The 18,459-nt window shown below is 39.2% G+C and carries 22 protein-coding genes and 1 pseudogene; 1 reads left to right on the top strand and 22 read right to left on the bottom strand.

Going from position 1 to position 18,459, the window contains the following annotated elements; translation table 11 throughout:
* Positions 1–110 precede the first annotated feature (110 nt).
* The 15 genes and pseudogenes from AB1I63_00965 to AB1I63_00895 form a co-directional block, all read right to left on the bottom strand.
* Positions 111–1,379 carry a dihydroorotase gene (locus AB1I63_00965; GenBank protein MEW4353464.1) on the bottom strand — a complete coding sequence of 423 codons (1,269 nt, stop codon included), beginning with the start codon at positions 1,377–1,379 and terminating at the stop codon, positions 111–113.
* 12 nt (positions 1,380–1,391) lie between these two features.
* Complete coding sequence (locus AB1I63_00960; GenBank protein MEW4353463.1) at positions 1,392–1,934, bottom strand: 2'-5' RNA ligase family protein; 543 nt, start codon at positions 1,932–1,934, stop codon at positions 1,392–1,394.
* Positions 1,935–1,943: 9 nt separating this feature from the next.
* Complete coding sequence (locus tag AB1I63_00955) at positions 1,944–2,408, bottom strand: 8-oxo-dGTP diphosphatase (GenBank protein ID MEW4353462.1); 465 nt, start codon at positions 2,406–2,408, stop codon at positions 1,944–1,946.
* An 8-nt stretch (positions 2,409–2,416) separates the two neighbouring features.
* Entirely contained in the window at positions 2,417–3,070 is a 654-nt protein-coding gene (locus tag AB1I63_00950; GenBank protein ID MEW4353461.1) for a uracil-DNA glycosylase, read from the bottom strand.
* A 36-nt stretch (positions 3,071–3,106) separates the two neighbouring features.
* The gene (locus tag AB1I63_00945; GenBank protein ID MEW4353460.1) at positions 3,107–3,691 is read right to left on the bottom strand and encodes a GDSL-type esterase/lipase family protein; all 585 of its coding nucleotides are present in this window, start codon (positions 3,689–3,691) and stop codon (positions 3,107–3,109) included.
* 97 nt (positions 3,692–3,788) lie between these two features.
* Complete coding sequence (locus AB1I63_00940) at positions 3,789–4,364, bottom strand: DUF805 domain-containing protein (GenBank protein ID MEW4353459.1); 576 nt, start codon at positions 4,362–4,364, stop codon at positions 3,789–3,791.
* 259 nt (positions 4,365–4,623) lie between these two features.
* Complete coding sequence (locus AB1I63_00935) at positions 4,624–5,706, bottom strand: PD-(D/E)XK nuclease family protein (GenBank protein ID MEW4353458.1); 1,083 nt, start codon at positions 5,704–5,706, stop codon at positions 4,624–4,626.
* 153 nt (positions 5,707–5,859) lie between these two features.
* Positions 5,860–6,102, bottom strand: coding sequence for a hypothetical protein (locus tag AB1I63_00930; GenBank protein MEW4353457.1), 243 nt, complete (start codon positions 6,100–6,102; stop codon positions 5,860–5,862).
* Positions 6,102–8,342, bottom strand: coding sequence for a DNA internalization-related competence protein ComEC/Rec2 (locus tag AB1I63_00925; protein MEW4353456.1), 2,241 nt, complete (start codon positions 8,340–8,342; stop codon positions 6,102–6,104). Before AB1I63_00925 ends, AB1I63_00930 begins: the two co-directional genes overlap by 1 nt.
* Positions 8,326–8,988: a helix-hairpin-helix domain-containing protein gene (locus tag AB1I63_00920; GenBank protein ID MEW4353455.1), complete on the bottom strand. Its 663-nt coding sequence runs from the start codon at positions 8,986–8,988 to the stop codon at positions 8,326–8,328. Before AB1I63_00920 ends, AB1I63_00925 begins: the two co-directional genes overlap by 17 nt.
* 151 nt (positions 8,989–9,139) lie before the next feature.
* The gene (locus AB1I63_00915; GenBank protein MEW4353454.1) at positions 9,140–9,355 is read right to left on the bottom strand and encodes a hypothetical protein; all 216 of its coding nucleotides are present in this window, start codon (positions 9,353–9,355) and stop codon (positions 9,140–9,142) included.
* Between the two features lie 108 nt (positions 9,356–9,463).
* A complete protein-coding gene (locus AB1I63_00910) occupies positions 9,464–9,733 on the bottom strand; it encodes a hypothetical protein (GenBank protein MEW4353453.1) in 270 nt (89 codons plus the stop codon).
* Between the two features lie 123 nt (positions 9,734–9,856).
* Complete coding sequence (locus tag AB1I63_00905; GenBank protein MEW4353452.1) at positions 9,857–10,360, bottom strand: hypothetical protein; 504 nt, start codon at positions 10,358–10,360, stop codon at positions 9,857–9,859.
* Between the two features lie 47 nt (positions 10,361–10,407).
* Positions 10,408–10,680, bottom strand: a pseudogene (locus tag AB1I63_00900) (PoNe immunity protein domain-containing protein).
* Positions 10,681–10,690: 10 nt separating this feature from the next.
* Positions 10,691–11,554 carry an IS982 family transposase gene (locus AB1I63_00895; protein ID MEW4353451.1) on the bottom strand — a complete coding sequence of 288 codons (864 nt, stop codon included), beginning with the start codon at positions 11,552–11,554 and terminating at the stop codon, positions 10,691–10,693.
* A 307-nt stretch (positions 11,555–11,861) separates the two neighbouring features.
* On the opposite strand from AB1I63_00895, the gene AB1I63_00890 reads away from it, so the two are divergent.
* Positions 11,862–12,967 (top strand): IS3 family transposase gene (locus AB1I63_00890; GenBank protein MEW4353450.1). Its coding sequence is split into 2 segments (ribosomal slippage): positions 11,862–12,138 and positions 12,138–12,967, totalling 1,107 coding nucleotides; the frame shifts between segments, so codons are not numbered across the junction.
* 45 nt (positions 12,968–13,012) lie between these two features.
* Here the strand turns inward: AB1I63_00890 and AB1I63_00885 are convergent.
* The 7 genes from AB1I63_00885 to secG all read right to left on the bottom strand — a co-directional run bounded on the left by AB1I63_00885 (position 13,013) and on the right by secG (position 18,441).
* Positions 13,013–13,288, bottom strand: coding sequence for a PoNe immunity protein domain-containing protein (locus AB1I63_00885; protein MEW4353449.1), 276 nt, complete (start codon positions 13,286–13,288; stop codon positions 13,013–13,015).
* 37 nt (positions 13,289–13,325) lie between these two features.
* Complete coding sequence (locus AB1I63_00880; protein MEW4353448.1) at positions 13,326–14,012, bottom strand: PoNe immunity protein domain-containing protein; 687 nt, start codon at positions 14,010–14,012, stop codon at positions 13,326–13,328.
* Between the two features lie 242 nt (positions 14,013–14,254).
* A complete protein-coding gene (locus AB1I63_00875; protein ID MEW4353447.1) occupies positions 14,255–14,698 on the bottom strand; it encodes a hypothetical protein in 444 nt (147 codons plus the stop codon).
* A 98-nt stretch (positions 14,699–14,796) separates the two neighbouring features.
* On the bottom strand, positions 14,797–15,390 hold the full coding sequence (locus tag AB1I63_00870; GenBank protein ID MEW4353446.1) for a DUF4230 domain-containing protein: 594 nt from the start codon (positions 15,388–15,390) through the stop codon (positions 14,797–14,799).
* A 9-nt stretch (positions 15,391–15,399) separates the two neighbouring features.
* The gene (gene smpB / locus AB1I63_00865) at positions 15,400–15,867 is read right to left on the bottom strand and encodes an SsrA-binding protein SmpB (GenBank protein ID MEW4353445.1); all 468 of its coding nucleotides are present in this window, start codon (positions 15,865–15,867) and stop codon (positions 15,400–15,402) included.
* Positions 15,830–18,115 carry a ribonuclease R gene (gene rnr, locus AB1I63_00860; GenBank protein MEW4353444.1) on the bottom strand — a complete coding sequence of 762 codons (2,286 nt, stop codon included), beginning with the start codon at positions 18,113–18,115 and terminating at the stop codon, positions 15,830–15,832. Before rnr ends, smpB begins: the two co-directional genes overlap by 38 nt.
* 92 nt (positions 18,116–18,207) lie before the next feature.
* Complete coding sequence (secG, locus tag AB1I63_00855) at positions 18,208–18,441, bottom strand: preprotein translocase subunit SecG (protein MEW4353443.1); 234 nt, start codon at positions 18,439–18,441, stop codon at positions 18,208–18,210.
* Positions 18,442–18,459: the final 18 nt, after the last annotated feature.

Raw genomic sequence — 18,459 nt, 5'->3', positions numbered from 1 at the left:
CATATTTATAACTTAAACAAAACTATTTTTTGAACTTTTCTAGCAAATGTTCGCCTTTTTGAAAAGAAAGAAAAAACTCTCATGAGAATTTCATAAGAGCTTTCTAAAGGCTAAGCTTGATAGACAATCTCACCATCACAAATGGTATAGTGAACCTGACCTTTTAAGGCTTCACCGACAAATGGCGAATTGCTGGCCTTTGATTGGAATTCTGGTGCGACGATTCGTTCTTCATCTGGAGCAAAAATGGTGATATCTGCTGGGCCATTTTCTGCCAAATACCCCGCATCAAACTGGTAGAGTTGAGCAGGATTTAGGGTCATTTTTTCCAGGAGCTCCATCAAGGTCAAATGCTCCTCTGCCACCAGATAGGTCAAGCCGAGCGAGAGTGAGGTTTCTAGTCCTGTCATGCCAGACGGCGCTTGGGTGATATCTGCTACGTTTTTCTCGTCCTTGTGATGAGGGGCGTGGTCGGTTGCGATAATGGAAATAACTCCTGATTTCAAGCCCTCGATGACTGCCAAACGGTCTGATTCTAAACGCAAAGGCGGATTCATCTTGGCATTGCTGCCTTGGGTCAAGAGTAGATTTTCCGTCTTGGAGAAGTGCTGCGGTGCTACTTCTGCCGTGACCTGTGCACCCAACTGCTGAGCAAATTCAACCACTTTGACACTTTCTTCCTTGGACAAGTGCTGGATGTGCACCTGCGCCTTAGTCGCATAGGCAATCATGACATCACGTGCCACCATGCTATACTCTGCCACACCTGTCGCCCCGCAGACATGGAAATGCTTGCGGGCAATCTCTTCATTGAGACCCAAAATGCCATTTAATTCAGGATCTTCTTCATGGAGACTGATGAAGGTTCCCAATTTTTTTGCCTCTTCCATGGCCTCCCGTACCACACGAGAGCTGGTCAAAGGAATCCCGTCATCAGAAAATCCAACAGCTCCTGCTGCCAAGAGATTCTTGAAATCGGTCAAGTGTTGCCCGTCAAAATTCTCTGTAATGGTTGCAACAGAATGGATATGAATAGCTTCACGCGCAGCCGATGCCAAGACTTCTTCCAAGGTCTCAACTGTTGAAATGGTTGGACTGGTATTGGCCATCATGACCACCCGTGTGAAGCCCCCAGCAGCAGCCGACAAGGCACCCGTATGAATGTCCTCCTTGTGGGTCTGACCAGGTTCTCTAAAATGCACATGAATATCAATCAAGCCCGGTGCCACCACCATTCCTGTCGCATCAATCACTTGAGCTGCTTGTGCGTCAATCGTTTCTGCAATCCGCACAATTTTCTTACCTTCAACCAAGACATCAGAGACTCGATCAAAGCCTGTTTTCGGATCCATGACCCGACCATTTTTGATAAGTAACATTCCATATCCTTTCTAATATTTCTGTAAAGGAAACCGATAAATTTCCTCAATTTCCTGAGAAGTGTGAAATTGAAGTACGATAAGCTCGGTTAACTGAGTAGAAAACGGTTCAAAATACTTCTGACAATAGGCATAAGCCCTCTCTAAATTTGAATCAGATACACGATTCACCAAGGTACAGTGAGGAGTCCATTTATCAGGATGATAGAGTGAAGCCTCATCACCAAGAACCGATAAGGCTTGATGAATATCTCGATGTAGGTGGTACAGTTCATCCGTTACGGTTGGGAACAATCCAAGAACACGACTTTTTAAAAAGGTACCCAACATCGAAAAACGAATATTTAGCACAGGCTGACGAGCACAGAATTGTGACAATATCTCCTCAAACTTAGGCATGTCTGCTATATTCTCATAACTAGCTAAGGTAATATGGGGTCTACGATTAGGAATTTCCATGCCGTAATGTGAGATATTCTCCTGAGCTAGACTATGCCAAATCCTACGAATTTCTTTATTCGTTTCTTCATCAAAAACTGCAATCACTGCATACATGCTCGTCTCCTATCCATAAAAATCCACGTGAGTATCTACCAAGGTATCGCCCTTATAGCTAAACTTGGCTGAAAAGAAGGGCTTGTTTTCCAGTAACCAAGAGACAAAGGTGTGGTCGCCCTCCCAAGTTGGCTTAGAAAGAACCTCCTCGTAAGGCACCCATTCGAGCGTTCCCTCAACACAATCGATTAGTTCACCCTCAAACTCGGTTGCCGTAAAGACATAGGTGTACCAGTCATGGCCTGGTGTAAATTCTGGAAAGGTGATAATCCCTTTTAAAATCGGTTTCGCTCGCAAGCCCGTTTCCTCAAAAATTTCTCTCACGGCGCATTCCTGTGGTGTTTCTCCGGCTTCTAACTTACCGCCTACGCCAATCCATTTGCCAGCATGAACATCATTTTTCTTTTTATTGCGGTGCAGCATGAGCAATTCTTTTCCGTTGTCAATGTAACAAATCGTTGCTAACTTTACCATGATTCCTCCTATAAGAGCCAGTTAATCGGCTCTAAGCCCTTACTTTCTAAAAATTGATTGGTTCGTGAAAAAGGTCTGCTGCCAAAAAAGCCACGATAAGCAGACAAGGGGCTTGGGTGAGCTGACTCAATCACGAGGTGATGGGGATTGGTCACGAAAGCCTTTTTCTTACGGGCATAAGAGCCCCAAAGAATAAAGACAACAGGGCTTTCTTTTTGGTTGACCACCTTGATGATAGCATCCGTAAAGGGTTCCCAGATTTGGCCAGCATGTCCATTGGCTTGCCCTGCTGGAACGGTCAAGCTAGCATTGAGGAGCAGCACCCCTTGCTCCGCCCACGGTGTCAAATCATGCTCCCTTTTTTCTCCCACATCACCTGCCAATTCTTTTAGAATATTTTGCAGAGAAGGTGGCGCTAGCAGATCATTTGGCACAGAGAAGCTCAAACCCTGCGCCTGCTTAGGACCATGATAGGGGTCCTGACCCAAGATGACTACTTTCACATCTTCTAAGCTAGTCGTCTGAATGGCGTTAAAGACCTTTTCCCGCGGAGGATAAATAACACCATGTTCATACACATAATTCAAAAATTGATTGATTTTTCCAAAATAGCCTTCTGGAAGCTCTTGTTTTATCAAGTCATGCCAAGCTGAATGTTCCATTGATTTCTTCTCTTTCATCCGAAATTCTTTGTTCTATCATACCAAATTTTCCTTAGATTTGCGACTATTTATCAGAGCAGACATTTCTCTCACTAGTAATTGATACCCTTTCTCTCCAAAATGCAGACCATCATCCGCCAAACCTGTCATCAAATCAACCAAGGGGACAGCATTTTCTGAAAATAATTGAAACAAATTGAGAAATAGACAGCTTTTCTCTCCTGCTACCTCTTCCATAACACGAACATAGGTCAAAATCAACGGATTGTCACGAAACGCTTGCTTAACTTCGTCCACAGGTGGAGGAGAGACGAGGATAATCTCACCAACCGCGTCTCTTACCCCATCTATCAAGCTAGAAAGATTCGCACGAAAGGTTTTTAGATCTATCTGCTTATGCCTTGCTAAGTCATTGCTCCCCACAAAGAGAAAGAGAAAATCACCACCTGCTTGCTGGATAATCTCCTTTCTCTCTAGCAAATCCTGACTATTTTGTCCTGAAATAGCCGTATTTATCAGTTCACTATTTGGATAATAATCCGCTAATAAATCATTTAAAATAGGAATGGCATGCCCCTCATATCTCGCAGCCAAACTATCTCCTGTAATCTGTATCTTCATATCCTGTCCTTTTTACAAACCTAGTCAACTACTGCGTCAGACTATTCAAACTATAAAACAAAAGAGGTCAGGAAATTTTCCCAGCCTCTCCTATGCTCTATTTGTCCTCATCCATCTCCCAGCTTTCTACCACAGGTGGCACAGCTGGTGTTGAATTTTCCAAATTTTGCTCGTCAATCACACGATAGCTCGTCACAGGGACGGGCTTTGTATCATCCTTTGTCGGCATACAAAGAAGAACAATAAGTACAATATTTAACACGAGGCTAAGAAGAAAAATCAACCCATTATCTTCAAAATGCACCCAAGATAGAATCGCTGGTCCAAGGTGTAAGAAAATAAAGCCCCAATGAAAACCTGCATCTCGCAAACGACGTACCATAATAGCATAGCTTGGAATCAAAATCGCTAAGCTATATAGCCCAACTACAATCAGTACGAAAAGTAGCGAGCTAAGACCTGAAAAAAGAGTAGGACTAACCGCTGCGGAACCACCATAAGCAGTACCTGTTAAGGGTTCGACAGCAAAAATTAAGAACTTTGAAATGATATAAATCATAAAAGGTGCCATAATCAAGATATTACAAAGAACAACCCACCAATAGTCTGAACGACTAGATTTTCCTGCAAAATCCACATACTGCATCCAAAATTTCTTATAGGCTTTAAACATCCTAAGCTCCACATTCCTTTTTTTCTATGGTATCACATTGCAAATTAGATGGCAAGAATTTTCTTGACATCAGCGAACTGTCTCCACTGTCCAATCTGATACCCCCTTAAAGCGAATCGCTCCTTGCTCGTCAGATCGAAGGACCTTGATTTGACGCTCCGCAAATCTATCTTCGGCAACGCTTTGGCTACCGCGAGCATATCTCCCATGTAGTCTGTATCAGTATGGGTACTCAAACTGATATAATCATAGCTAAAAATTATGACTCAAGAACGACTTCTTTTATCTCATCAGCATTACTAATTAATTGTGATAAATCTTTATTAAGGTATGAAATAAGTTGGTCAAAGGAAGTTTCTCTTTTTATTTTTTTATAATCATATAAATCCACAGAATCTCTGCTTTCATATTTGTTCCAATCTTTACGTCTGTTAGCAGTATTAAAGAATCCTGCTCCTTCACCCTCTGTATAGTTGAATAGTAAAGCATCAGTCTTTAACTTATCACAAATTTCTTTAAGTTCAGATAAAGACTTAACGATAGACTTGCTTACATTTAATTTATGTCTATATTGATCCCCTTGTATTTGAATGTCAAAACTAATTTTATCAGAAATTTTATAAGTACAACCAAAATAATAACCACCACTTATCCTTCCTGAATAGGTGGTTACATTTGAGGAATCAATCCTATTTTTCATGTTCTCATATCTAATTTTATGAACTAAATCAATTAATCCTATTTCTGTAATTTTTTTCTCTACATCCTCATTTAAATAATAGTCCCTAATATTCATGTCTAGACTATCAATTTCTAGTAAATAGGAAATTGATTCTACATAATCTGCATAATCTTTTAAGAACTCGCTGTAAAGTTTACTCTTAGTTTCTATAGAATCAGAATTAGTTTCTATAGAATCAGAAATAGTAAGGTAGTAACTACTTAGTGCATCATAATTTTTCCATACCCAACCTTCTGGTAGAACACCTTCTGCTGGTTGGGTTAATGAGAGTAAAATATAATAGGTCTCTTTATCTTCAACCATATACTTCACAAGCTGTTCTCTATAAGGAATAGATTTAAATTTATTTTCTATGATTACCATTATATCCCTTCTATCATCAGTTAAATTAATTGTTAAATCCTTATTCTTTTTTTCCCTTTGAACCTTAGTAACTCTAAAATTATCATAGTTTTCAACAACACCGTCCAATAAAGTAAAGGGCTGATCGCAAAATTTTTCTAATACATCTGATAACAAGTTGCTGTGATAAAGTTCAATATTACTAAGCGAAAGTTTATAGTTTAAAGTTCCTTTAATTCTTTTAAGATAATTATCCATAAAGATATCTCCTATTTCCGATATTACTATAATTATAACAAAAAATAGTCGTAACCTCATAAAGTTACGACCATTCTATTTTTAAAAATAAATGTTGGTATTTTTGAATTTTCTATAACTACTTTAGATACAGTAGTTTCCCATAGAAAATCATCAAATTTTTACAGATTCAAGCTCAGAAATCAATAAATCATACTTACTAACCAATTTCTGATACTTTTCTTGATATGTATTCTGGTCTTGCAATAATAAAACATTATCAGTAACCAACTTAGATAGCATTTGACTAACAACTGCTGCTTCAGTCCCCAACTCATTCCTAAGCATCCGTTTGATGGTCACTAATTTTTCTATGGTATCACATTGCAAATTAGATGGCAAGAATTTTCTTGACATCAGCGGACTGTTTCCACTGTCCAGTCTGATACCCCCTTAAAGCGAATAGATCCTTGCTCGTCAGATCGAAAGACCTTGATTTGACGCTCCTCAAATCTATCTAGGGTCTCTTGGTGAGGATGCTTGTAGCGATTTTTCTTACCTGCTGAAATCAAGGCTAGCTTTGGCTTTATCTGATCGAGAAATGCAGGGCTTGAGCTGCCTTTTGAGCCATGGTGACCGACCTTTAGCACATCCACTTGTAGATTTGGAAAAGTTCTCATCAACTCCTCTTCTCCTTCTGTCTCCAAGTCTCCAGTAAAGAGAAATCTAGTCTTGAGCAATTCTCCATAGAGCACAATGGAGTCATTATTTCCACCATCGCCTGTGCTATTAGGATATAGGACTTTGAGCTGGCTACCCATAATAGGCAGTTGATCTCCGACTTCCACAACATGAATCCTTGCACCCAGCTGATCCAGCTTTTCCACAAAATCTTTCTTGGTCAAACTGCCTTTAGAAATATAAACCTCACGAATCGGAAACGCTTTGGCTACCGCAAGCATATCCCCCATATGGTCTGTATCGGTGTGCGTCAAGACTAGCTTATCCACCTGCCCAACACCACGGCTTTTTAGATAAGGAATCAAGGTTCGCTCGGCATTGGAACTACTGACTCGTTTCTGCCAATCTTCTTTCTTTCCAAGGTCAACACGACCGCCAACATCAATCAGCATATTTTTCCCCGTCATATCTCTCAGAAAAATACTATCTCCCTGCCCAATATCTACAATCGTCACTTCATTTTCCAGCGGACACTTGCATAAGAAAAAGAGAAAGACAATCACACCCAGTAAAGGAAATTGCCACTGTTTTATCTGCCGCTTATCATAGAAAATCGCAAGGACAAATAGCAAGGCTAAAAGTAAGCTAGGACTTGGTTGTCCTAAGACCAAGGGGGCTGACGCTAAACTTCCCACCCAGCGAATGATTTGCTCCAATAGCTCGAAAAATCCATTGACCTGTGTCAGAGCGATGACAGGAGCTAGGATAAAGAGAATGCTAAGCCCCGGCAAAAGAAGAACATCAAAAATAAAAGAGAATAGAAAGGTCAAAGGAATAGACCATGGCTGAAATTCCCCAAAGAAAAAGAGCAAAATCGGCAAAATACCCAAAGAAATCGTCGCACTCTCATAGCAGATTTTCTGCCATACAGACAGACCGTCTCGGTTTGTCATACTGAGTAAAAAAGCATAGGCGCAGGACAGAACTCCACCAGCTGTGAGAAGAAAATTAGGCATAAAAATGCTTAAGGTCATCATGGTCAGAGCAAAATTATCCAAGCCCTTGACACCAGCCTGTCCCCATAATTTTTGAAGCAAACTACGGACAACAGAAACAGAAAAACCTGTCATGCCTGCATAAAACAAGGAAAATGGATACTGCAAATACTGAACCGTTTCCATCTTCAAACCAAGCCTTAAGAAGATTCTCCGAAAAGCGTCCATGAAAAAACCAACCTGCATACCTGATAGGGCAAATAGATGAATAATCCCCAAGCTAGAGTAGAGGTCATTCATCTCCTCAAAATCCGTATCCAAATACCCCAATAACAGACCTGTCATGTAGTTTGACATGGGCTGAGGAAAGGTCTTTTTGATAAAGACAATCGCACCCTTTCGCCAACTAGATAGTCTCTCAAAGATATTAAAAGTAGGAACCGGCTGAACAGATGTGATTCTCTCAATACTCAAGGTTCGATAAATCCCTTGTGTTTTTAGGTACTTTTGATAATCAAAACCTCTAAAATTGCGCTGCCCTTCGGCTTGATTAAGCTCTCCTTCAATGCTCAAGTAAACAAGGCTCGATAAAGCTTGAAACTGCTCTTTTTCTTGCTTCGTTTTTAATTTGTAAAAGGCTTGAAAGAGCTGACCTTCGCTTTTGCCACGAAAAGATAGGGAATCCCCATTGACCTTAATAGTGTCTGGTAAGACCAATATTTCCGTCGGAGTGGGAGGAGCAACTACTGCCCCTTTCTCCATCTCCATGGCTCGATAGCTGAAAAAACAAGCAAAAAATAGCAAGATACCACACACCTGCAAGACTTGATGTCGTGTATAGCGCAACCATAACAGCAACATGAGAAAGCTACATCCTGCCCAAGAAAGGATCCCTCCTTGGTAAATCGCATAATAGAGCCAGACCAAGAGAAAGGTCAAATAAATCAAGGGAATCGGACATTTCTTAATCCACTGTGACATAGTCTTTTAGCTTTTCTAGGGTCTTTGCCCCGATACCAGAGACATTTTTCAAATCTTCCACAGATTTAAACTTTCCGTTTGCTTCCCGATAGTCTAAAATGTCCTGCGCCCGCTTTTGCCCAATTCCTGAGATGGTCTGTAAAGCTGCCAAATCAGCTGTGTTGAGATTGACCTTACCAGACTCGCTAGCGCTAGCGCCAAGTGCCTTGGTATCTCCTGGAGCTTGTCCGCTGACTCTTGGCACCTCTTCTCCAACACTTGCCACATAGACGACTCCTTCATCGGTCAATTTCTGTGCTAGGTTGACAGATTTGCTTTCTGCCTCTGCGCTCAATCCACCAGCTGCTTCTATGGCATCATTGACACGACTACCTGTCTTTAGCTCATAAATACCGGGATTTTTAACTGCCCCTTTGACATCTACCGTCAAAGTCGTTGTTGCTTCAACTTCTTCTGTCTTTGCAATTTCATCTGTGACTTCTTTTGGCTCTTCAGACGCTACCAAGACTTCCTGCGCTAGATTTTGGGCATTTGAGCTGCTTTCTACTGGACGCTGGAAGAGGAAAAATCCTCCAAGTAGTACTCCCAAGCAGATAAAACCTGCAACAATCTTATATTCTTTCACTGTTTCCATGATTTTTTCCATAGAAATCCCTCCTTACCTAACTATTCGTAAAAAGGAGAAAAAAAGAGCCCTATCGGCTCTCTTCTAAATACATCTTATTCAAAGATATTTCTAAAAATCCTCTGCTACTCAGATTGTATTCAATAAGAAATACGGTTCACAACTTCATCTGCTACCCAAAATAAAAAAATAAATCCTTACAAAAATTTTCATCTTCTTCTGAAAACTTTCTAGTTTTATTCTCATCTAACGCATATAACACACCTCTAATACCGTTTTCTGTGTTGATTTTCTCTAAGAGTTGCGATTGAAGAATCTCATCATCAATATAATCTATAATCAGACTATGCATTCTTTCTCGAATATCGCTATATTTCATATCAACCATCTATCACTTCTCCTAAAAAATCATAAATCAAATCTTCCAACAGTGCATTCAATCCATTCTCCATCAACAATATCTCCAGGTAAGGGTGAGTCTAGTTGGAAACGATAATCAAAACATTTTATCATCTGTTTTTTTCTTATCAATCACCTTTCCGACAATGTAGTACTCAAAATTTTTAGTACGGGTTAACAAATAACTACTCTCATCACTCCGAAGAAGTTCAGAATTTACAGAGGTCGAGATAGTATCAAATGTAATGCCTTCGGGAGCCACTGAATAAGTAAAACATACTAATTCTTTTTGGTAACTATCTATCAACATTACTTCCCCTTCATAAGTGTTTTCATCTAACCAAGCTATCTTTTTTATAGTTATCATCTTTTATCCTCATTACGATCGTTCTAGTTCGTTTATTTTTAGAGTATCTGCCGTCTTGTTTCTCTTAAGAAAAGAGAGCCTCTAACTCTATTACTTGTTCAATTAGCATTGATATTTTATCTATTATTTATTATTTATTTCAAATATATTTATTCCATTATGTATCCAAAATCTTTGAGATACTGGGATTAGATCCCAAAAACTACGGTACATTCCAACCCAACCGAAAGGTACATAATCCTCAAATGATTCTGATTCAGAGTATTGACTATACAAACGATTATCATCAAAATCTATAAATAAACTAGGTTGAAAATCATAATACCAAGAATCCTCTAATTCATCTATTGATTCTAATAAATAGGTTTGTAAATCTTCTGAGCTGACCTCAAACTCTGTCATTTTCTCAAGAAAGTTTCCAGCGTTTTCTTTTACAAGGACCTTACTATCACTTCTCTTTGAATCAATCGACAAACTTTCTATATTATATCCATATTGTGCCAGACGAGAATCTAAAATAGTATAATCTAAAATCCACAACTCTCTATCGGATACATACCAAGAGAATTTGCCATTATACTGCACACCACAAATGATTTCAGTCGGAAAATTAATTAAACTAGCCATTATTCATTCCTCTTCTCTTAAGTTTTGAAATAATTGTTTTAACATCTTTAATCTCCAAAATGGACTAAATCATAAGGGTAATATTTATGGTCTTTGAAAGAATCATCAGGTATGTTGAGTACTTTTACCAGTGCAGCGATTTCTAAAGCCCAGTAGCCAAAATATAACGGTTCTTCCTCTTTATCATAGCCGAAGAAATAACTACTTCTTTGACTTCTATACCAATTCGACAGCTGTTTAGAAATAATAGCTTCTCTCTCATCAGGTTTATTGTAGAGTTCTGCAATCCATGGTCTAAACTGTTTGATATCTTTATAGCTACTCGTGGTGCTAGTTAATCTCGAAGTATCTCAGATTGTAAGCCAGTATAATTTGCTCCAGCCTTAACTGCAGACCTGCTAAACTTCTAGTCAGTGTGTGTTCTATATCAAAAAGACCGCAAAGCTCTGAGAAGCGAGTCTCAATGGTTCGTCTCATAGCCATCAATTTCCAATGATTATGTTGTTTAGCTCCTGCCATATTTTGGCGTAAGGGAGTCCATAGATGATAGCCTTTTTGGGTCAAATGATCTTTAAGTTCCTTACTAAGATAGCCTAAATCTGCCAAAATATAAGGTTGTCGGCAATTTTCTAGTAAGTCATCAACTGCCCTAATATCATGGACTGATGCAGGTGTCACAACATAATTCAGAATATAGCCTGATAAAGTTACCAGCAGGTGTACTTTGAATCCATAGAACCACAGATGTTTGGAAGCATTGTAGCCAATATCTGCTAAGTCGTTAAAAATACGTGTTCTATAGTTACGGATAGGTTGGCAAAGTGGCAAGGGAAAGCTATCTATAATAACAATGGAAGCAGGTGAGATTTGAGTATTCATTGCTTGTCTAATGACTTGAACTAACCAAATCAACTGTCTTGCTCGTCGATTAAAACGACTTCGTTCAAGAAGATGACCACAAGGAAATAAGTAACAGAGACGGTAGAAATGACGTTGTGACTTAATCCCTAGTTCAGCTTGCAAGAGAAGTAAGACTAATAGAGATTGATCTGAAACCTTAGATAGACTGACATTATGACGATGTTTGAAAGATTCAGGACAATAATCTCTATACAGTTGATGGCAAATTTTTGATAATTGCTTCAAATTCCATTGTAAGTGATGAGATTTAGCGGTATACTGTAAGTGGCTCATTTGGACTACCTCCTGTTTGTTCCGGCACTTACAGTATAGTCCTTTTGAGCTTTTTATTGTAGTTTGAAATTAACTAGCACCACGAGTTATAGCTACTAATTTCAATAATATCTTCTTTCTTCATAAAAATATCAATCATACCATTTGAAATATTAAATTTTTCAAGTGATAATAGAAATTCCTCATCGTCAAATAAGTTGACATTCAATAGTACACTCAAAGCTATAAATTAAAGAGTTGAATAGGTTACACTAAACTAGACAGAAATTATAAAGTGTTCTATACTAAAGAAAACCAGGAGGAAAATATGTCTAGAAAAACACGTCGCTACTTCACAGATGAATTCAAACAACAAATCGTTGATCTTCACAAGGCAGGTATGAAACGAAACGAGCTTATCAAAGAGTATGAGCTAACTCCCTCAACCTTAGATAAATGGGTTAAACAGGCAAGAACAACCGGTTCCTTCAAAACTGTTGATAACCTAACTGATGAGCAGCGTGAGCTGATTGAACTCAGAAAACGAAATAAAGAGCTTGAAATGCAGGTCGATATCTTAAAGCAAGCGGCAGTGATTATGGCACGAAAAGGAAAATAATCACTGCGAACAAGAAGAATTACAGCATTTCAGCCATGTGTCGGTGCTTGAACATTCCGCGTTCTAGCTATTACTACAAAGCTATGGAGTCTATATCCGAGGCTGGTCTCGAAGAAAAAATCAAACGCATTTTTCTCGAAAGCAAGTCCAGATACGGTGCTAGGAAAATCAAGAAATGTCTAGAAGTACAAGGTATCAACTTGTCTCGTCGTCGGATTTCTCGCATCATGAAGAGACTGAATTTGGTTTCTGTTTACCAGAAGGCTGCCTTCAAACCACATGCTAAAGGGAAAAATGAGGCATCCATTCCAAACCTCCTAGCCAGACAGTTTCACCAAGAGAAGCCCTTGGAAGCTCTTGTGACGGACTTAACTTATGTCCGTGTTGGTAAGCGTTGGGCTTATATCTGCTTGGTCATTGACCTCTTTAATCGCGAAATCATCGGACTGTCAGCTGGTTGGAACAAGACTGCAGAGCTGGTCAAAGAGGCTATTCAAAGTATCCCTTATGCGCTGACTAAGGTCAAGCTCTTCCATTCTGATCGAGGGAAGGAGTTTGATAATCAGCTGATTGATGAGATATTAGAAGCCTTTGGTATCACACGTTCACTCAGTCAAGCCGGTTGTCCCTATGACAATGCCGTAGCCGAGAGTACCTATCATTCTTTCAAACTTGAGTTTATTAACCAAGAAACCTTCCATTCCTTGGAAGAATTAGCTCTAAAAACCAAAGACTACGTTCACTGGTGGAACCACCACCGCATTCATGGCAGTCTCAACTACCAAACGCCTATGACTAAGCGAGTCATCGATTAAGCAAAAAAACACTTCATAAAATTTGTACAGAAAACTGTTGCCTTTTCAAGTATTCATATCAATAATCTCTGAGAACACAACTTTAAATTTAGGGATACTCTTTATATAATCTTCTTTGATTGCAGTCAGACTATCTCCCCTAGAATATCTTGATACAATTATTTGAAAAGATATGTTGAAAGTAGCATATCTTATATTCTTAATAACTTTTTCATTTAAAGCTTTATTATCTAACAATCTACTTTCAAACATACTTAATCGCTGATACTGTTTAGAAATAAATGAATCAAAATAATTATTATCTTTTAATTGATCACGCACAACTTGTTCTCCTATTTTACTAATTGTTTTAACACATTTAACCTTCAAAATGTACTAAATCATAAGGGTAATATTTATGGTCTTTGAAAGAATCATCAGGTATATTGAGTATTTTTACCAGCGCAGCGATTTCAAACGACCAATATCCAGTATAGAAAAAACCTGTATCTTTGTGTGAACCATAAAAATATGTTTCTCTCATTTGATTATACCAATTTTGCAAATAGCTTATTATTTTTGATTCCTTATCTAAAGTAGATGAATTATAAATATTAAATAAACTATTATAATTTTCTAAAAGGTCTTCTAAATCGGATGTTGAGATAGCCTGAACGTCTGACAAACATAAACCAATAAATCCATCTATAATATTTCTATTATCCTTAATCTTCTTTAGTAAGGTTAACTCTTCTTCAGAAACATTGAGTAATAGCCCTAATGCAATGAAATGTTGAATATCAATGTTAATATCCGAAGTAAAAATATCTATAAAATTATCAAATAATTTTAAATAAGCTTGTTTTATATCATCCAGAGAATCTCCTCTTGAACACATAATTTTGAGCTGTTGGAACTTCCAATTAAATAGTCGTATGGGAGCTATTTTACGAACTTTATCCTTAACTGTATCCTGATATATTGAATCTTCTAAATGACTAATTTTTTCATTATAATAGTTATATAAACTATCAAAGTGATCTTTATCAAATAGTGAATCTCTCATTTTTAACTCCTAATAAACCTGATTCCAACTAAACAGATAGTATTTATTCACATCACTATCACATCCGTTGTTTTTGGTTCATATTCTAAATCTTGGTAGTCCTTTTTAGAATAGACTTCCTGAATCTCTCAAGAAGTCTATGTTTTTTATAGTTGTTTCGTTTTGATTGAGTACAAGGCAACGAGTCGCAGGCAAAACGAGCTAACGACCTAATCAATTTAAACTAAATGACGATACTATTCTCAAAGATATTCCTGCAAGTGCTCTACTACGGGGATATTTATTTCGTAACGCTCGACAATATCTGCGACAAATAGACCCAAGTAATCCTTTTTTTCCAGTGGATTGATGGCATAGTCTATGCGACTGCGCTTTACTAATTGCTCGTATAAGGCGGGGTATTTCTCCAGTAAATAATAGGACTGAGGAGGATTAAATCTAGAAGCGATTTCACGAATCTCAGCTAGACTCATCGGATTAGTAAATAGAGATAAACTCTTGATTGGAAGAGCGTAGCGAGAGCCTGCCTCTACATGCTGCTCTAGTAAAGAGCTAGTTGTGTCATCAATCATTTCACTTTCTAACAAATCCTTTAAAACCATACACCGTCCCAAGTGCATAGAGCCGACCACCATCTTGACAGGGCTAGAAAGATAGAGATGGGCTATGACTTCCTCATCTCTCATCCGAGAGCGATATTCAAACTTTTTTTTTTTTGGGGGGGTAAAAGAGCTGGAAAAGCCTTGAGGCTCAGACTCATGAAAAGCGGAGTCATAAGGTCCTCCTACTTGGTTACAAACTCAATCTGATAGCTCTTATCTATATCTAGTGATGCAAAAAGCAAATCTTTTAGAGCTGTTTCGGCATCCTCTACGGTCTTGGTATAAAGACCTTTTTCAATCGCTTCTTTTTCCAATTTTTCCTTTTGCCCTTTGGCAAATGAAGTGTAATCCTCAATCTGAATGTTATTAAAAATCGAATTTTTCTCATCAAAAACCTTGATGCTACTATCATCAATCTCATGGGAGAGGATTTTTGCTTCTGGCAAGGTCAGCTGTATCGTCTTACCTTTGACTTCGACCGTCATCTCGTCAAGATCAATCCCTGCATGAATCACTCCATCATAAGAGAGAATGAATTTCTTGGTCGTAAAGGGAACTTTCCAACCATAAAAGTCTTGATGATTTTCAAAAGAGCCAACATTGGTATAGTAATACTTGGTTGTCACCAATTCTTTGGCACCTTCTAGGCGATTTTTAATCAGGCTAGAGGTAATCTGGGTCTGTCCACCTGAGAAATGAGAGGCTGCAAATCCCCCAATCGCAAAGACAGAAAGAAAAGCGAGAGCCAAATAAAGATAGCGTTTGATTTTCTTCATCTTCTCCTCCTATCTGTGATTGTAGGCTTTGATTTGACGAGCGATATCACGATTTTGCTCTCTACGCTTGATGGACTCACGCTTATCATAATCGTGTTTCCCTTTAGCAAGACCCAACAAGAGCTTCGCAAAACCGTCCTTGAGATAGACTTTTAAAGGCACAAGGGTCATTCCTGTCCCTTTGGTTTCTTGTTCCAACTTTTGAATTTGCTTTTTATGAAGCAGGAGTTTTCTCCGACGTTCGGGGTCTTGATTCCAGATATTTCCCTCTTCATAAGGGGCAATATGCACATTGCTCAACCAAACTTCTCCATTTTTAACTTGGGCAAAGCCGTCTTTGAGGTTGATCCGCGCAGCACGAACACTCTTAATCTCTGTACCCGTAAGGACCAAACCAGCTTCAATAGTATCTACAATGGTGTAGTCATGTCTCGCTTTTTTATTTTGAGCGACGACCTTTCCTTCTCCCTTTGCCATGTTTTCCTCCTTTTTTTACAACGTCCTTGTAAAACGGTTTCTTCGTTTTCTTTTCTTTCGCGTGTGTTTTTTCACGCTTTTTCTCAGGTCTGCGAGAATTTCCTTTTTGCTTTTTCTCTTTGACATCATAGTCACTTGGTAGGTATTCAAAGTCAATCTCACCTGTCGTCTTATCCGCTTTCGTCAAACGCACTCTAATCGGATGCCCAACACCAAAGACGACACCTGATTTTTCCCCATGCAGGGTCATGGTACGCTCTTGGTAATTGAAATACTCTGGAAGATTGATCACATGAATCAAGCCCTCAACCGTATTTGGCAATTCGACAAATAGACCGAATTTCACGACACTTGAGATGACACCGTCAAACTCTTGTCCCACAAATTCTTCCATGTATTCTGCTTTTTTCATCGCTTCCACTTCACGCTCAGCTTCAATGGCGCGGCGTTCACGGCTTGACGACTGGCTCGCAATCTCTGGAATAACTTGCTCAAAATGAGTGTCAACCTCTTTTGACTTGCCATAATCTCTCACCATGCGATGAACCAACAAATCTGGGTACCTACGAATCGGACTGGTGAAATGCGTATAATACTCTGCTGCCAACCCATAATGCCCATGATTGTGCTCAGAATACCTAGCCTGCTGCATAGAGCGTAAAAGCATCATTGACAAGACAGCCTCATATGGCTCTCCTTCGACCTTTTTCATGATTTCTTGAAGCGTCTCTTGGCTCATGCTGCTAGCCGTGCCATAAATCCGAATCCCAAAGCTTGACGCATAGTCAATAAAAGTCTGAACCTTTTCTGCCTTTGGCTCTTCGTGAATCCGATAGATAAACGGCAAATCCAACTTGCTAAAATGCTCCGCCACCGTTTCATTTGCCATCAACATGAAGGACTCAATCATACGCTCTGCAATCCCACGCTCGCGTAGAATAATGTCCACAGGTTTGCCGTTTTGATTGACCATGATTTTCGCTTCCTTGGTATCAAAATTCAAGGCTCCACGCTGGTAACGCATCTTTTCTAAGAGATGGTGTAGTTGCACCATCAACTCCACGCTCGGTGCAATCTTTTGGTACTTCTCTAAGGTCTCAGAGTTCCCTGCAATCATCTCATTCACTGCACTATACGTCATCCGAAAAGTGGTATGAATAACCGTCTGTGTAATGGTATAGTTGACCACGCGCCCTTTTTTATCAATTTCCATAATGGCAGACTGGGTTAAGCGATCCACATTGGGATTCAGCGAGCAAATACCATTTGACAAGCGCTCAGGAAGCATAGGAACCACACGGTCTGTGACATAGACAGAAGTCGCACGATTCAAGGCTTCCTTATCCAAATGCGAGCCTTCGGTTACATAATAAGACACATCAGCGATATGTACCCCCAATTCAAAGTTGCTATTTGGCAAACGCTTGATATGCACCGCATCATCCAAATCTTTGGCATCTGCCCCGTCAATGGTGAAAATAATATCGTCTCGCAAATCCAAACGTCCCTCATAGTCACTCGGACGCAAACTCTCAGGAATCTGATTGGCCTCTTCTAAGACCTTATCTGGAAATTCGGACACAATGTCCATGGACTCCAAGACCTCTAAGACATCAATCCCAGGGTCATTGACATGCCCAACCACATCAAGGACACTCGCAACAAAAAAATCACGCCCCCGATGAGGGTATTTTTCAATGGCAACCCTCAGCACTTCTGTTCCATCCAGCACAAGAGCTGGTTTTTTAACGTAGATTTTTTGGCTGATTTTTTGATTTTTACTGCGAATATAGCCTGCATATTTAGGCTTTTCTTCATCTAAAATCAGCTGCCCCACAGCTGTTTGCAGACTATGTTCCAAAATATCAATGACCTTAGCTTCAGCAGATGTACCTTTCAAGCGATTGGCAACCTTGGTGATCACCACTTCTACGGTATCACCATCAATGGCATGATTGACATCATTGCGCCCTACGAACAAATCAGGCTCACCCTCATCAACCGTCACAAATCCAAAGCCATTCTTATGCGCGTGAAAAATCCCTTTAAGAGTCATCTTTTCCCGCTCTTGTTTAAGCTCAATCATGCCATCATCTGTAAAGTGCAGCTGGTGTCTGCGCTCCATCTCAGAGATGGTCTTAACCAACTCTCGAAACTCTTTTGCACTATTTTTGGCTAGATTTTCTGCCAATTCATTCATACTGGCCCGCTCATGAGCCGTGATATATTCAATAATTTCTGTTTTCATCTTCTTTTGTTTCTTTTCTTCTTTCCTAGATCGATTCAAGGAATTTTTCTGATAAAAAATAGGCAAAGACAAAGTCAAAGCCCATTTTCATCTTACTTACTGGATAAAATCGCAAGGAGCAATGCCACTAAAAGCCAGAAAAAGACTAAAATTCCTGTCAATCGCTGCATGACTGCCTCAAACCCTCTTGCCTTTGAACGCTCAAACAAATCCCCTGCACTAGCATCAAAGACATTGCTAGATTGGTTTTTAGTTGGTTGCATAAAAATGGCAATCAAAATAATCACAGATAAGACTAATAAAATGGTTATTAATAAATTGTACATAGCTAACTCCTTAAAATC

The sequence above is a fragment of the Streptococcus pneumoniae genome, assembly GCA_040719455.1.
Taxonomy (GTDB): Bacteria; Bacillota; Bacilli; order Lactobacillales; family Streptococcaceae; genus Streptococcus; species Streptococcus pneumoniae_G.
This window is presented reverse-complemented; position numbering and strand designations above follow the sequence as displayed.